At 74.7% G+C, this 14,873-nt stretch carries 11 protein-coding genes; 5 read left to right on the forward strand and 6 right to left on the reverse strand.

Annotated elements, in window-relative coordinates; all coding sequences use genetic code 11:
• Positions 1 to 27: 27 nt before the first annotated feature.
• Both IEZ31_RS08265 and IEZ31_RS08270 read right to left on the reverse strand, forming a co-directional pair.
• Positions 28 to 390: a transcriptional regulator gene (locus IEZ31_RS08265; RefSeq protein WP_190249151.1), complete on the reverse strand. Its 363-nt coding sequence runs from the start codon at positions 388 to 390 to the stop codon at positions 28 to 30.
• Positions 387 to 1,067 (reverse strand): hypothetical protein, encoded by a 681-nt coding sequence (locus IEZ31_RS08270; RefSeq protein ID WP_190249152.1) that lies wholly within the window; start codon positions 1,065 to 1,067, stop codon positions 387 to 389. The genes IEZ31_RS08265 and IEZ31_RS08270 overlap by 4 nt, the downstream gene beginning before the upstream one ends.
• Positions 1,068 to 1,205: 138 nt before the next feature.
• Between IEZ31_RS08270 and IEZ31_RS08275 the strand changes: the two genes are divergently transcribed.
• Both IEZ31_RS08275 and IEZ31_RS08280 read left to right on the forward strand, forming a co-directional pair.
• Positions 1,206 to 1,793 carry a TetR/AcrR family transcriptional regulator gene (locus tag IEZ31_RS08275; protein WP_190249153.1) on the forward strand — a complete coding sequence of 196 codons (588 nt, stop codon included), beginning with the start codon at positions 1,206 to 1,208 and terminating at the stop codon, positions 1,791 to 1,793.
• A 28-nt stretch (positions 1,794 to 1,821) separates the two neighbouring features.
• Positions 1,822 to 2,958: a glycosyltransferase gene (locus tag IEZ31_RS08280; RefSeq protein ID WP_190249154.1), complete on the forward strand. Its 1,137-nt coding sequence runs from the start codon at positions 1,822 to 1,824 to the stop codon at positions 2,956 to 2,958.
• Between the two features lie 138 nt (positions 2,959 to 3,096).
• Here the strand turns inward: IEZ31_RS08280 and IEZ31_RS08285 are convergent, their stop codons facing one another.
• Both IEZ31_RS08285 and mgrA read right to left on the reverse strand, forming a co-directional pair.
• Positions 3,097 to 3,738 (reverse strand): SnoaL-like polyketide cyclase, encoded by a 642-nt coding sequence (locus IEZ31_RS08285; protein ID WP_190249155.1) that lies wholly within the window; start codon positions 3,736 to 3,738, stop codon positions 3,097 to 3,099.
• Positions 3,739 to 3,870: 132 nt separating this feature from the next.
• Complete coding sequence (gene mgrA / locus IEZ31_RS08290) at positions 3,871 to 4,896, reverse strand: L-glyceraldehyde 3-phosphate reductase (protein WP_190249156.1); 1,026 nt, start codon at positions 4,894 to 4,896, stop codon at positions 3,871 to 3,873.
• A 325-nt stretch (positions 4,897 to 5,221) separates the two neighbouring features.
• On the opposite strand from mgrA, the gene IEZ31_RS08295 reads away from it, so the two are divergent.
• Entirely contained in the window at positions 5,222 to 5,521 is a 300-nt protein-coding gene (locus IEZ31_RS08295; protein ID WP_190249157.1) for a trypco2 family protein, read from the forward strand.
• Positions 5,522 to 5,528: 7 nt separating this feature from the next.
• Positions 5,529 to 10,478 carry a P-loop domain-containing protein gene (locus IEZ31_RS08300; RefSeq protein WP_190249158.1) on the forward strand — a complete coding sequence of 1,650 codons (4,950 nt, stop codon included), beginning with the start codon at positions 5,529 to 5,531 and terminating at the stop codon, positions 10,476 to 10,478.
• On the opposite strand, the gene IEZ31_RS08305 is transcribed toward IEZ31_RS08300, so the two are convergent.
• Complete coding sequence (locus IEZ31_RS08305; protein ID WP_190249159.1) at positions 10,415 to 13,219, reverse strand: AfsR/SARP family transcriptional regulator; 2,805 nt, start codon at positions 13,217 to 13,219, stop codon at positions 10,415 to 10,417. The two genes, IEZ31_RS08300 and IEZ31_RS08305, sit on opposite strands and share 64 nt — an antisense overlap.
• Before the next feature lie 86 nt (positions 13,220 to 13,305).
• Complete coding sequence (locus tag IEZ31_RS08310; RefSeq protein WP_190249160.1) at positions 13,306 to 13,833, reverse strand: RICIN domain-containing protein; 528 nt, start codon at positions 13,831 to 13,833, stop codon at positions 13,306 to 13,308.
• Between the two features lie 174 nt (positions 13,834 to 14,007).
• Here IEZ31_RS08310 and IEZ31_RS08315 point away from each other — a divergent pair, with 174 nt between their 5' ends.
• A complete protein-coding gene (locus tag IEZ31_RS08315; protein WP_190249161.1) occupies positions 14,008 to 14,826 on the forward strand; it encodes an NAD-dependent epimerase/dehydratase family protein in 819 nt (272 codons plus the stop codon).
• Positions 14,827 to 14,873: the final 47 nt, after the last annotated feature.

The raw sequence follows: 14,873 nt of genomic DNA on the forward strand, positions 1-14,873 counted from the left end.
CAGGTGCCGGCGGGTCAGCGCGGGGGGTTATCGGTCCTCAGGGGTGCCGGTGGTCTCGACGCGGGCGATGAGCTGCTTGAGCCGCGCGATCTCCTCGGCGAGGGCCGTGTCGCCGGCTGTGGTGAGGGTGATCCAGGTCCGGCCGCGCTTGCCGGCGTACCCCTTCTCGATCTCGATCAGCCCGGCCGTCTCCAGCACGCTCAGATGCTTGGAGAGGTTCCCGGCGGTCAGATCCAGCTGCGTGCGCAGGTAGCCGAACTCCGCCCGGCGCGCCTCGTGCGCGACGGTGAGGATCCCCAGCCGCACCCGCTGGTGCACCACCTCGTCCAGCCCGTTGACCGGGTGGCCGTCCGGCTCGTGCGGGTCCGGGGTCCCGTTCTCGGAGGTCACCGGCGCCGCCGGCCGGCCAGCGCGAAGCCGATCGCGCCCAGCAGGAGCACGGTGCCGTTGATGAACTGCTGCGGCAGGAACGCCGTCCCGATTCCCTGGCCCTGCCAGTGCCAGCCGAAGTCGATCGGCACCAGCGCCACCGTCAGATAGCCGAGGGTGAACACCAGCAGCCCGAGGTTGCGCTCCAGCCGGGCCAGCACCAGCAGCGCCACGCCGATCGTGCCCCACGGTGCGATCAGCCGGTCCAGCGCGAGCACCCAGTCCGGGAACCGGTGCGGGTGGGTCGGGAAGTACAGGCGCGCCGCCACCCAGGCGGCGATGAACAGGACGGTCAGCGCGACGCCGGTGATCGCGTACGGCAGCACCCGGGTGCCCAGCCCGCGCGCCCGGGCGACCCGCACGTAGCAGACGGCGATCGCGACGTACGCCAGCAGCAGCGCCGGCGGCCAGTAGTACAGCACGCCTTGACGCGAGAACTGGCACGCGGTGCCGTCGCTCACGCAGTGGGAGACGAGGAAGTACCAGTCGAACGGGATCCCTACGAAGGTCACCACGGCCAGCACCAGCAGCGCGAACCAGGTCACCCGCTGGTCGGCCCGCACCCGGCGGGCGAGGCCACGCACCTCCGACAACAGCCGGCGGGGATCGCCGCCGGCGGGTACCGAATCAGTGGTCATGCCGATAGGTTTCCACAGCAAACCAATTTGCGCTAGCGCCAATCGAGGCCGCGGTACGGCGGTGAGCCCGAAGTGCCGACGAATTTCGCGTTAGTCGACGTTGACGCGAAATGGCGGGCGCCGGTAGCGTGCTGGGTGATGAACGCTCCCCGGCGGTACACCATGCGGGCCCGCGCCGAGGCGAAGGCGGCGACCCGGCTTCGCGTGCTGCGGGCCGTGCTCGAGCTGAGCGAGGAGAAGATGACGATCGAGATAACCCTCGACGAGGTCGCCTCCCGGGCCGCGACGAGCGTGCAGACGGTGCTGCGGCACTTCGGCAGCCGCGACGGGTTGCTGGACGCGGCGGTCGCGCTCGCCTCCGCCGAGGTCGAGCAGGAGCGCCGGGCCCCGGCCGGCGACGTGGCCGGCGCGGTCGAGGCGGTCGTGGCGCACTACGAGCGGCGCGGCGACTTCGTCCTGCGGCTGCTCGGCCAGGAGCACGACCCACGCATCGCCGCCGTGGTCGGCCCGGGCAAGGAGCTCCATCGCCGCTGGGTCGAGGACACCTTCGGCCCGCAGCTGCAGGCCCGGCCGGAGGGCGACCGGGAGGCGCTGGCCGACCTGCTCGTGGTCGCCACCGACCTCTACACGTGGAAGCTGCTGCGCCGCGACCGCGGCCTCGACCGGCCCACGACCCAGTCGCGGATGCACGCCATGGTCACCGCGATCCTCGCCGGCGGCGACTGACCCCGGCCGGACGGAAGGAGTCCAGCGGATGCACACGTTGTTCGTCACCGTCGACGCCGGCGGCAATCTGCCGCCCGCGCTCGGCATCGCCCGCGAGATCGTCCGCCGCGGCGGCACCGCCCGGTTCCTCGGCCACGAGCCGCAGCGCGCCGCCATTGAACGCGCCGGGCTCCCGTTCACCGCCGTCCGCGACGGGCTCGCCTACGACGCGGCCGCGCCGCGCAGCACGCTGTCCGGGCTGCGCGACCTGACCGCGGTCTTCGCCGACCGGGGCATCGGCGCCGACGCGATCCGGCTGGCCGGGCAGGAGCCCACCGACGTGGTCATCGTGGACTGCCTCCTGCTCGGCGCGCTGGACACCGTCCGGCGGGCCGGGCTGCCGACCGTCTCGCTGGTGCACACCCTGTTCGGCTTCTTCGAGGGCGAGGCTCGCGGCCCGGTCGGCGCGATCCTGCGCCTGCGGGGGATCCGGATGCGACCGATCCTCCACGCGCCCGAGCTGAGCCTGGTCACCGTCCGCGCCGACTTCGAGCCACCCCGCCGCGCTCCGTTCCCGGCATCCGTGCGGCACGTCGGCCCGGTCTGGCAGGACCCACCCCGCGCCGCCGAACCGGCACCCGGTCGCCCCCGCGTGCTCGTCAGCCTCAGCACCACCCGGTTTCCCGGGCAGGACCGCGCGCTGCAGCGCATCCTCGATGCCGTCGGTGGCCTCGACCTCGACGCGGTCGTCACCACCGGCCCGAGCATCGACCCGGCCACCCTGCGCGCACCCGCCAACGCCACCGTGCACCGGCACCTCGACCACGCCGAGGTCATGCCGTCGGCCTCGCTCGTCATCGGCCACGGCGGGCACAGCACCACCGCGCGTGCCCTCGCCTACGGCATCCCCCTGCTGGTCCTGCCGATGCACCCGCTGATGGACCAGACCGCCATCGGGCGCGCCCTCGAACGGCACGGCGCCGGCCGGATGCTCCCCCGAACGGCCGGCGTCGAGACCATCCGCGCCGCCGTGACCGACCTGCTCGCCGACGGACCGCACCGCGGCGCCGCCGCCCGCCTCGGCGCCGACATCCGCCTCGCCGACGGCGCCGCCACCGCCGTCGACCTCCTCGAAACCACCCACCAGCCGATCAGCCGGCCCCCGCGCGGCGCAGGCGGACGGTGAAGGCCGATCCGTGGCCGGGTTCGCGCGCCGCGGTGACGGCGCCGCCGTGAGCCTCGACCGGCCGCGCACGATGGCGACGCCGCGGCCGTCACCGTGCCGGAGCCCGCTCCGCACGGTGCGGCCGCAGCCGGACGTGGGTCAGTGCGCGACCGGGCAACCGCCGGTGAGCTTGCCGAGGAACTCGTTCGGGTCGTAGAAGTGCTCGACCTGCAGGAGCTTCAGGTCGTCGTCCACCTTCGCGATGCTCACGCCGAACATCTCGATCGTGCTGCCGTCGGGCTGGAACCCGTGGTACTCACCCTCGAACGCGCCCCAGTGCCGCCACTTGAACGTGACGACCGGCGGCGGGCTGAGGACCTCCAGCACCTCCCAGTAGAACCCGCCCGGGAACGCCTTGTGGAAGATGTGGTGCGAGGACTCGAACGACTCCTTGCCGCTGCGGTAGAAGGCGCTGTTCCCGATCAGGATGTTGTAGCTGCCGGTGTCGGCGATGTCCTGCGCGCTCGCCCACGGACCGCCGTTGACGTTGGTCCGGAAGTGCTCGGTCACCATCGACACCCAGGTCTGCGGGTCCTTCTTGTGCGAGACCTCCATCTCGAAGACCTGCACGATCTTCTCGACGACGGCCTCGAGCGAGTCGGGCGCGAACTGGTGGGTGCGCTGACCGGGCATGACGGTGTGCGACAGGTGGTAGTCGGGAACACCGTCACGCCAGTGCGCCGGCTCGGTGGCCTCCACGACGGCGGTGCGGCCCTGCAGCCACAACGGGGTTTCGGTCACGATGCGGTTTCCGCCCTTCAAGGGTCGACAAACGGAGGGGATGACCCACGGTGGCGCCACGAGCACCACCGGTCGGTAGTCACAGTGAGACTACCGACGTTGCCGCATTGACGGAAGCCGCTCTCCCCAGGATTAGTGCTCGCTGGAGCGGGCCCAGAGATTGATACCGGACTCGGTGGCATAGCTATCGATCTCGGCCAACTCATCCGTCGTGAACGTCGTGTTCGCCAGGGCCGCCACGTTGTCCTCCAGTTGGCGGACGCTGCTCACGCCGATCAGCGTGGAGGTCACGCGCGGGTCGCGCAGGGTCCAGGCCAGCGCCATCTGGGCCAGCGACTGCCCCCGCCGGGCCGCGATGTCGTTCAGGGCCCGGATCTTGGCCAGGTTGTCGGTGGTCAGCCAGTCCGGCGACAGCGAGCTGTGCTCGGCGGCGCGGGAGTCCGACGGGACGCCGTCGAGATAGCGGTCGGTCAGCATGCCCTGGGCCAGCGGGGAGAACGTGATCGTGCCCGCGCCGACCTCGTCCAGCGCGTCGAGCAGGCCGTCCTCGATCCAGCGGTTCAGCATCGAGTACGACGGCTGGTGGATGAGCAGCGGGGTGCCGAGCGCGCGCAGGATCGCGGCCGCCTCGCGGGTCTTCGCCGGTGAGTACGACGAGATGCCGACGTAGAGCGCCTTGCCCTGGCGGACCGCGGCGTCCAGGGCGCCCATCGTCTCTTCCAGCGGCGTGCCGGGGTCGAAGCGGTGCGAGTAGAAGATGTCGACATACTCCAGGCCCAGCCGGCGCAGGGACTGGTCGAGCGAGCTCATGAGGTACTTGCGCGAACCCCACTCCCCATAGGGACCCGGCCACATGTCGTAGCCGGCCTTGGTCGACACCACCAGCTCGTCACGGTGCGGCCGGAAGTCGGTGGCCAGGATGCGGCCGAAGTTCTCCTCGGCCGAGCCGTAGGGCGGCCCGTAGTTGTTGGCCAGGTCGAAGTGGGTGATCCCGAGGTCGAACGCGCGGCGGACGACGGCGCGGTGGTTGTCGAACGGGCGGTCGTGGCCGAAGTTGTGCCACAGGCCGAGGGACACGGCCGGCAGGCGCAGCCCGCTGCGGCCGGTGCGGCGGTAGTCCATGGACCCGTAACGGTCGGGCGAGGCAATGTAGGTCACGCCTCCACCATCGCGCACGCCGCCGCGCACGACCAGCGGGCGACCGCTCAACCCGTCTTCGTCCAGGTGCCACACCCGCCGGACTTGAACCCCGCGTCCGACGTGGCCGGTCCGGCCGCCGGGGCGGCGGCGCTCGTGGTGGCCGCCGTGGTCGGGGCCGCGGCCGGCACGGTGACGGTGTCCGGCCGATGAAACCGAGGGAACAACGGCCGCGCAGGGGCAAGAGCACGTCCGGAGAGCGACACTCAGCGATACGGGTGACTTGCTCCATGGATGGGCTGCGCTACGTTACAGGCACAGCCTGCCCCCGTATCGAGGAGTCTGCGTGATCGAGCTGTCCGACGTCATCCGGGACCTGCGCTCCGAGCTGGAGGCCGCGGTCGACGCGGCGCCCGCCGACGGGTTGCGCTTCGAGCTCGGCCCCATCGAGCTGGAGGTCTCGGTCGGGCTCGACCGCAGCGGGGGCGCGTCGGCCAAGGTCCGGTTCTGGGTGCTCGACCTCGGGCCCGAGGGGTCCGTGAAGCATGCCTCGACGCAGCGGGTGAAGCTGACCCTGCAGCCGCGCCTCGGTGACTCGGGCCGCTCGCCGTACGTCTCCGGAGCGCAGGCCGCGCAGGAGCGCTGACGGCGGCATGTGGACGACCCGGGCCGGGGCCGACGTCGGCGGCGTGGACCCGCATCGGGCCGCGGAGGTCCTGGTCACCGGCGCGGACGGGGCGGCGTGGCGCGGCTCGGGATACCGGCTGACGTCGACCGCCGTGCTCACCGCGGCCCACGTCGTCAACGGTGGCGCGACCGTCGTGGTCCGGTTCGACGCCGACCGGCCCGAGGAGTGGTCGGCACAGGCCACCGTCGACTGGCTCGACGCGACGGTGGATGCCGCGGTACTGCGGATATCGCCCCGCCAGGACGAACCGGAGCTGGACGCGGTGCCCTTCGGCCGGATCCGCGACGCCGACGCCCTGCTGTTCTACAGCACCATGGGCTTCCCGCGGTTCAAGCTGCGCGACGACCGGCCGGTAGGCGCCCCGAAGACGAATACGCAGTACCGCGACTCCTATCACGAGGTCGGCCGCATCGCGGTGCTGTCCAACCAGCGCGAAGGCACGCTGGAGCTGCGCGTCGACCCGCCCGAGCGCGACCCCGACCCGCGCCGCTCGCCCTGGGAAGGGATGTCCGGGTCCGCCGTCCTGATCGGCGGGCACGTCGTCGGCGTGGTCTCCGAGCACCACCCCGGCGACGGCCTGAACCGGCTGGCGGCGGTCCGGGCCGACCGGTGGTACGAGAAGCTCGGCCCGCAGAGCCTGGCCCAGCTGCGCGAGCTGACCGGGCTGGCGCCCGCGGCCGACGCGCTGCCGGACGTGGTCCCGCCGGACCCGCAACAGGCGGTCGTCGCCGGGTACGCCGCCCAGGTCGCGGACATCGCACCCGACCGGCTGCTCGGCCGGGCCGACGAGCTGGCCGAGGTGGTGCGCTTCTGCGCCGGGGACGACCCGTACCTCTGGTGGCAGGGCCAGCCCTGGGCCGGCAAGTCCGCGCTGGCCGCCTGGGTCGTGCTGCACCCGCCGGCCGGCGTGAGCGTGGCCTCCTTCTTCGTCACCAGCCGGCTGCGCGGGCAGGCCGACAGCGACGCCTTCACCGAGGCGATGATCGAGCAGCTCGCCACCCTCGCCGGTGAGCCGGTGCCGGCCGTCACCTCGAAGGCCGGCGGCGACCGGCACCGCCGCCGGCTGCTGGACGCGGCCGCCGACCGGCTCGCCGCGCAGGGCCGGCAGCTGCTCATCGTCGTCGACGGCCTCGACGAGGACGAGTCGACCGCGTCCTCGGTGCCGAGCATCGCGTCGCTGCTGCCCAACCGCCGCCCGGGCGCGGTCAAGGTGATGGTCACCAGCCGGCCGCACCCCGGCCTGCCGGCCGACGTGGAGGACGGCCACCCGCTGCGGCAGTGCCAGGCCCGGCAGCTCGAGCCGTCACCGCACGCGGTCGACGTGCAGAACCGGACCCTCTTCGAGCTGCGGCAGCGGCTCGGCAGCCACGACCGGCTGCACATCGACGTCATCTCGTTCATCACCGCCGCCGGCGGCGGCCTGTCCCGACCCGAGCTGTCCGAGCTGGTGGGCGAGCCCGGGTACGTCCTGGACGACCTGCTCGGCAGCGTGTTCGGCCGCAGCCTGCGCACCCGGGAGACGCGCGACCCGGCGAGCCACGACGGGCGCCGGGTGTACCTGTTCGCCCACGACACGCTGCGGACGATCGCCGAGGCGCGGCTCGGCGACGACCTGGAGCCGTACCGCGCCCGCATCCACGAGTGGGCCAAGACGTACGCGACGCGGGGCTGGCCGGCCGACACCCCGCGGTACCTGCTGCGGCCCTACGCCGCGCTGCTCACCGCCACCGGCGACCACGACCGGCTGGCGGCGCTCGCCACCGACCCGGCGCGGCACGCCCGGCTGCTGGCCAGCACCCAGGGCGACGCGGCGACGCTGACCGAGATCGCCTCGGCGCGGCAGCTGCAGCTGCGCCGGCCCAGCCCGCACCTGCCGACGCTGGCCCTGCTCGGCGTGCACCGGGCCCGGCTGGCCGACCGGACCCGGGCGATCCCGCCGGAGCTGCCCGGCATCTGGGCCCGCGTGGGCAACCCGCTGCGGGCCCTGGCGCTCGGCCGGAGCATGGCCGACCCGAGCCAGCGGAACCTGGCGCTGACGAGGCTGGTGCAAACGCTGGCCCAGGCCCGGCAGTGGGACTGGGCGGACCGGGTGGTCCGCGCGATCGACGATCCACAGTCCCGCGTGCAGGCGCTCGGCACGCTGGCCCGCGCGGTGTGGACGGACGACCGGGTCCGGTGCCGGGAGCTCGCCGAGGAGGCCGTGCGGGCCGCCGACGCCGTCCCGGACGCGAAGCGCCGCGCCGACGCGCTGACCCGCCTCGTCGAGACGCTGTTCGCCGTGGACCGCGAGGCCGCCTGGCTCGCGGCCGAGGCGGCCGAGCAGGCGGCCCGCGCGGTGATCGGCCGGGCCACGGAGGCGCGGGTGCTCGCGGCGCTGGCGACGCGCCTGGCCGGGCTCGACCAGCAATGGGCCACCCGGCTGGCCGAGCGCGCGGCCCAGCTGGCCGGCGAGACGACGAACGCGGGCCGGCGCGCGGAGACGCTGACCGCCGTGGCGGCCGCGATGGCGGTGGTCAACCCCTCGCGGGTCGGCAAGGTGGCCAACCTCGCGGTGCGGGCGGCCCGCCAGGTCATCGACCACGAGCGGCGGACGCGCTGCTTCACCGCGCTGGCCGCCACACTGACCGCCGCGGGCTTGTACGACCGGGCCGAGGCGGTCACGCACGAGGTGCGCAACCGCAGGCTGCGGGCCCCGGCGTCGGCCGCGGTGGTCAAGGGCCTGGCCTGGGCGCAGCGCTGGCGCAAGGCGGAGCACGTGGCCGGCACGATCGCCTACGGGTACTGGCGGGCGCGGGCGAACGGGTGGCTGGCCGCGGCGCTGATCCCGGTCGACCCGCGGCGGGCCCGGCGGCCGGCCGCCGCGGCCGAACAGGCGGCGCTGGGCATCACCGACAGCACGCAGAAGGCGGAGGCGCTGACCGCGCTGGTCGAGGTGCTGTCGCCGGTGGACCCGGAGCGCGCGGTCCGGGTCGCCGCGGCGGCGCGTACGGCCGCAGAGGCGGCCCCGGGCGTGTTCGGCAGCGTGGCGCTGGCCCGCCTGTCCGGCGCGATGGTGACCGCCGGGCAGTTGGCGGCGGCCCGGGAGTTCGCCGACGCGGTACCGAATCCGCGGGAGCGGGCCCGCGCGCTGAACATCCTCGCGACGGCCCTGGCCGCTCGCGACCCGCGCGCGGTCGGTCCGGTGGCCGACGCCGCCGAGGCGGGCGCGCGGGCGATCACCAGCCCGGCCGAACAGGCCGCCGCGCTGACCCGGCTGACCCGCGCGCTGGTGCCGGCCGACGCCGAGCGGGCGCTGGAGGTCGGCGGCCGGGCCGAGAAGGCCGCGGACGCGATCACCGACCCGGCCGGCCGGGCCCAGGTCCTGAGCAAGCTGGCCGAGGTGCTCGCCGACGTCGACCCGGAGCGGGCCATACCGGTGGCCGAGGCGGCCGAGGCGGCGGCCCGCACCGCCGTGAACCCGTCCTTCCAGGCGCGGGCGCTGACCCGCATGATCGCCGCGGTCGCGGACGTGGCCCCGGCCCGGGTCGCGGAGCTGACCCGCTGGGCCAGGCACGCGGCGGACTCGCTCGGCGAGTCGCCCGCCCGCGGCGCGGCGCACGCCGACCTGTTCCAGGCGCTGGTGGACACCGGGCAGTGGGGACTGGCCGAGGAGGTCGCCGAGGTGATCCCGAGCCGCCCGGCCCGTGCGCAGGCGCTCGTCGGGCTGGCCACCGGGCTGTCCGGGGCGGACCCCGCGTGGGCCGGCCGGGTCGCCGACCAGGTCGAGCTCATCTCCCGGTCGCTGAGCAACCACGACCGCGGCGCCACGACCATGATCGGCCTGGTCAAGGTCATGGCGCTGGTGGACGGGGAGCGGGTCCTGCGGCTGACCGACAACGTCGAGCAGGCGGCGTTCTACGTCAGCGACCTGGCGCAGCAGGCCAAGCTGCTGACCGAGCTGATCCGGCCGGTGTCCATGGTGGACGTCGAGCGGGCCGGCCGGGTGGCCGACCGCGCCGAGCGGGTCGCGCTGTCCGCCGGCCCGGCCGAGGCGCAGGTCGAGGCGCTGGCCGACCTGGTCCGGGCGCTGGCCGTCGTGGACCCCGGCCGCGCCCGGTCGGTCGCCGACCGCGCCGCCGGGATCGCGGAGTCGATCGCCGGGCGGGCCCAGCAGGCTTGGGCGCTCGTGGACCTCGCCGAGGCGCTCGCCGCGGTCGACACCGACCTGGCCCGGCAGATGGCCGGCGCGGCCGAGCGGGCAGCCCGGGCCGCCGGCGACGGCCAGGCCCGCGGCCGGGCCCTCATCCCGGTGGTCCGCGCACTGTCCATGGTGGACACCGCGGAGGCCGGCCGGGTCGCGACGCTTGTCGAGCAGGTGGTCCGCATCGTGCCGGACCCCGACGCCCGCGCCCAGATGTACACCGAGCTGGCCGCCGCCCTGGCCGAGGCCGGACTGCTGGAGCAGGCCGTCGACGCCGCCGAGCTGGTCACCGGCGCCGAGCACCGGGCGGCGGCGCTGGCCACCCTGGCCGCCGCGTTCCACGCCGCCGAGCCGGAGGCGGCCGGCCCGCTCGCCGACGCCGCGCTGCGCGCCGCCCGCGACATCGCCGACCCCGACGCCCGTGCCGCGGCGCTCGCGGACATGACCCGGACCTTCGCCGAGGCGCAACTGTGGGAGCCGGCCGAGACCGCGGCGGCGGCCGTCACCGACCCCGACAAGCAGGCGCTGGCCTGGCAGACGCTGATCGGTCAGCTGGTCGACGCCGCCGGCGAGCCCGAGGCGCAGCCCGAGGTGCTGCTGCGCGCCGGCGCGTGCGCGCTCGCGGGAGCGGACCCGTTCGGCGCCCTCCCGATCCTCGCCAGGGCCTACCCCTACCCGGTCCTGGAGGTCTGCGACGCCGTGCTGCCGCTGGTGCTCCCGGAGGCCGCGGCGTAGGGCCGGCGCAGGCGGCCGCGGGCCGCCTCGGCCGACGGGTGACCCAGCGCCTCGAACGTGGCCAGGGCCGTGCGCCACGCGGCCTCCGCGGCGTCGTGCTCGCCCGCCGCGGCGTGGCTGTCGCCCAGGTTGAGCAGGACGTCGCCCTCGGCGCCGCGGTCGCCCAGGCGGGCGAACGAGTCGACCGCGCGGCGGTAGCACCGCAGCGCCGCGGCGTGGTCGCCCAGCTGGTCGTGGGCGTAGGCGATGCTGTCCCAGGTGCCCGCCTCGCCGTGGCCGTCGTCGAGCTCCTGCAGCAGGGCGAGCGCCGCCTCGCACAGGCGCAGGGAGTGCTCGTGCTCGCCGAGCCGGCCGTGCAGCCAGCCCGTGGCGTTGAGGGTGCGGGCCTGCCACAGGCGGTCGCCCACGAGCTTGAACAGGCGGTGGGCCTCGCCGCTGTGCCCGAGCGCGGCGCGGTGGTCGCCCTGGGCCTGCAGCATCCAGCCGATGTTGTGGTGCGTGCGGGCCTGGCCGGCGACGTCGCTGAGCTCCCCGTACAGGGCCAGGGCCGCCTGCAGGTGCAGGCTCGCCTCGGCGAACCGGCCCAGCTGGGCGAACGTCCGGCCCAGGTCGCGGTGGGTGTGGGCCGCCGCCGAGCGGTCGCCGACCCGCCGCAGCGCCGTCAGGGCCGCCGTCTGGGTGGCGATCAGCTCGTCCCAGTGGCCGCGCCAGTCGAAGTACGTCGTGAGGCTCCATGCCAGCGGCCACACGTGCCGGTCGAAGTCGTTGCCCGCGCCGAGGTCCACGGCGGCCAGCAGCGCGGCGTGCTCGGCCGCGAACCAGGCCAGCGCCCGGTCGCGGTCGGCGAGCGCCACCGGGGTCACCCCCGCCGCCGGCGCGGGGACGTCCACCGTGCTGCGCCCCGGATCCAGCAGCAGTACCGCGGCCCGCGCGCTCTGCAGGTAGTGGTCGAGGAGGCGCCGCACCGCGGCCGGGCGGTCGTCCGGCCGGACGTGCTCGAAGGCGTAGCTGCGTAGCAGGTCGTGCAACCGGTACCGGCCGGGGCGGTGCTCGGTGACCAGGTTCGCGCGCACGAGCGTGCGCAGCAGGGCGTCGACGCGCGGCAGGCCCGCGAGACTGGCCGCGGCCGGCGCCGCGAAGTCGACCCCCGGGTGCAGGCCGAGCAGGCGGAACAGGCGGGCGGCCGGCTCGTCGAGCGCGCGGTACGACCACGAGAAGACGGCCCGCACGTCCGTCGACGGGTCGCCGCCGTCGAACGGGTCGAGCCCGCCGGCCGCGTCGCGCAGCTGGGCGGCCTGCGCGGCGAGCGGCGCGTCCGGGCTGGTGGCGGCGTGGGCGGCGACGATCGCCAGGGCCAGGGGCAGCCGACCGCAGCACGCGACGATCTCGGCGACGGCCTCGGGCTCGGCGGCGACGCGGGCCGGGCCGAGGCGGGCGGCCAGCAGGTCGCGCGACCCGGCCTCGGTCAGCGGTCCGACCGGGAACGGGTGCGCCCCCTCGGCCGCGACGAGCGGGGTGAGGCGGTCGCGGCTGGTGACGATCACCAGGCAGCCGGGCGAGCCGGGCAGTAGCGGGCGGACCTGCGCGGCGTCGCGCGCGTTGTCGAGCACGATGAGCACTTTGCGGCCGTTGAGGATGCTCCGGTACAGCGAAGCCTGCGCGTCCAGCCCGGCCGGACGACGGTCGACCGGCACGTGGAACGCGTCGAGGAAGCCGCGCAGCGCCTCGCCCGGATCGACGGCGCTGTCCCGCGGGTCGAAGCCGCGCAGGTTGACGTAGAGCTGCCCGTCGGGGAACCGGCCGGCGGCCCGGTGCGCCCAGTGCACGGCGAGGCTGGTCTTGCCGGCGCCGGGCGGGCCGGTGACGGCGCAGACCACAGCGGTACCGCTGGATCCGCCGGCCAACGAGTCGAGGCGGTCGAGCAGGTCGGCGTGCCCGGTGAAGCCGCGCACGGCGGACGGCAGCTGGGCGGGGCCGGTCGCCTGCACCTCGACCGGCGGCGGGGCCAGGTCGAGGGACGCGTCCTGGCGCAGGACCGCCGCCTCCAGGTCGCGCAGCGCCGGTCCGGGGTCGAGGCCGAGGTCGTCGTCGAAGGCGCGCTTGACCCGCTGGTACGTGGCCAGGGCGTCGGCGGGGCGGCCGGCGCGGTACTGCGCGACCATGAGCTGCGCGTGGAACCGCTCGTCGTGGGGATGGTCGCGGGTGAGCCGCTCCAGGTCGGGGATGAGCTCGGCGTGCTCCCCGAGATGGAGCCGATGCTCGGCCAGGGTGTGCTGGGCGAGCAGCCACAGGTTCTCCAGCCGCTCGGCCTCGACGTCGAGCCAGGCGCGGCCGACGACGTCCTCCAACGGCCGGCCCCGCCACAGCGCCAGCGCCTCCCGCAGGTGCCGCACGGCCGCGGCGCGGTCGGTCGCCTCGGACGACTGCCGGATGAGCCGCTCGGCGACGGCCGCGTCGGTGCCGTCGCCGGCGAGGTCGAGCACGTAGCCGGGGGCCCGGGCCAGGATGGCGTCGCGGCTGCCGAGCACCTGGCGCAGGTGCGAGACGTGCCGCTGCAGCGTGTTCCCCGCGGTCGCCGGCAGGTCCTCGCCCCACACGACGTCGGCGATCCGGTCGGTGCTGACGACCTCCCCGGGCCGGACGGCCAGGGCCGCGAGCACCGCCTTGCGGCGTACGCCGTGCACCGGGCGGTGCACGGCGTCAACCGTGACGTCGATGGTGCCGAGAAGCCTGACCTGCATGGGTACCCCAGTCACTCGGTGTGACTGGAAACGCTATCGAGCGTGCGAGGGCGGCACCCGGCTCACGTCGGGAATCAGATACTCCCTCAGAGAATCCGCCACACCTGGCTGTTGGCGCCGGTGTACGGCCGGGTGACCGCCTGAAAGTCCTGCGCGCTGGAGATGTAGGCGTCGAGGTACCGGCCGCTGCTGACCTGCTGGATCATGTAGAACGCGCCGCCGTAGTCGTACAGGCGCCACAGCTGCGTGCTGTTGTTCTGCTGCGGCCGGGTCACCACCCGGTAGTCGAGGCTGGCGATCTCGTGCGCGTCGAGGTACCGCCAGGAGCTGACCTGCTGGATCGTGTACAGCCCGCCACCGACGTCGGTGAGCAGCCACTGCTGGGTGGTGTTGTTCTGCACGGGCCGGGTGACCACGTTGAAGTCACGCTCAGCGATCTCGTGGGCGTCGAGGAACAGCGGCCCGCTCCCCTGCGTGATCGTGACGACCCGCGGCGGCTGCAACCGCACCGCCATCCCGATCCCGATGGTCTCCGCGGACGCGACCCCGGTGCTGCCGAACAGCATCGCGGCCGCCGCGGCCAGCGTCACGATCAGCCTGGTCCGAATCTTCATGGTGCGAACTCCTCCGTCTTCGGTGGTCCGGCGGAGCTGTTCCGCCGGCACCCACGGAGGATGGCGGGGCGCGCTGAAACGCCCCTGACGTGCCGCAGAAAGCCGGACTCCTGGCGTCCCGCCGTCGTGGTACGGCAGGATGGAAACAGCGTTTCCCAAACAGAGGAGTGGCGCGTGCGATACCTCATCGTCGGGTGCGGCAACGTCGGGATGGAGCTGGGGCGGCGGTGGACGGCGGCCGGGCACCGGGTCACCGGGACCACCACCTCGCCGGGGCGGGTGGCCGAGGTCGGGGGCGTGTGCTCCGACGTGGTGGTGCTGCGCGGCAGCGACGCCGGCGCCATGGCCCGGGCCGCCCGCGGCGTCGACGCCGTGGTGCTCACCGTGAGCCCGCGGATCAGCAAGGCGTTCGACGCCGCCGACCGGGTGCAGGAGTATGCCGACACGCTCACCGCCTCGGCCACCGTGGCCGCCGGGGTGCACCCGCGGGTGGTGTTCACCAGCTCCGTGTCCGTCTACGGTGCCGGGGAGGGCGCGGTCGTCGACGAGGGCAGCCCGCTCACCCGCGACGACGACGCCTCGCCGCGCAACTTCGTCGCCGCCGAGGAGGCCGTGCTCGCCGCCGGTGGAGCCGTGGTGCGGATCCCCGACGTCTACGGGCACCCGCGCGACCTCGACTACCCGGCCCGCGTGCGGCTCGCCCACGAGCTGCTCGGCGGGAGCGTGCCGTTCGACGGCGACGCCCTGCTCTACCGCATCGACTACCGCGACGCCGCCGCCGCGCTCGACTTCGTCGTCGTCAACGGGCTGACGGGGGTCTACAACGCTGTGCCGGACGCCACCGTGCCGCCGACGAACCGGGAGGTCTTCGGCCGGATCTGCGCCGCCGAAGGTTGGCCCGACCTGCGGTACCGCGCGGAGATCCGGACGCCGGTCATGCCGATCTCGTCCGAGCGCCTGCGGTCGGCCGGGTTCTCCTTCACGCATTCCTGACGAGGGCGTCAACCTTCCGGGGCCGGGCGGCGGGCGAAGACCTGCTG

It is taken from the genome of Dactylosporangium sucinum (assembly GCF_014647515.1).
In the GTDB taxonomy this organism is placed as follows: Bacteria; Actinomycetota; Actinomycetes; order Mycobacteriales; family Micromonosporaceae; genus Dactylosporangium; species Dactylosporangium sucinum.

Bases quoted from the DNA above. Each gene is read 5' to 3' on its own strand.
- IEZ31_RS08270 (WP_190249152.1), bottom strand. From the start codon at position 1,067: ATGACCACTGATTCGGTACCCGCCGGCGGCGATCCCCGCCGGCTGTTG.
- IEZ31_RS08275 (WP_190249153.1), top strand. From the start codon at position 1,206: ATGAACGCTCCCCGGCGGTACACCATGCGGGCCCGCGCCGAGGCGAAG.
- IEZ31_RS08280 (WP_190249154.1), top strand. From the start codon at position 1,822: ATGCACACGTTGTTCGTCACCGTCGACGCCGGCGGCAATCTGCCGCCC.
- IEZ31_RS08300 (WP_190249158.1), top strand. From the start codon at position 5,529: ATGTGGACGACCCGGGCCGGGGCCGACGTCGGCGGCGTGGACCCGCAT.
- IEZ31_RS08305 (WP_190249159.1), bottom strand. From the start codon at position 13,219: ATGCAGGTCAGGCTTCTCGGCACCATCGACGTCACGGTTGACGCCGTG.
- IEZ31_RS08310 (WP_190249160.1), bottom strand. From the start codon at position 13,833: ATGAAGATTCGGACCAGGCTGATCGTGACGCTGGCCGCGGCGGCCGCG.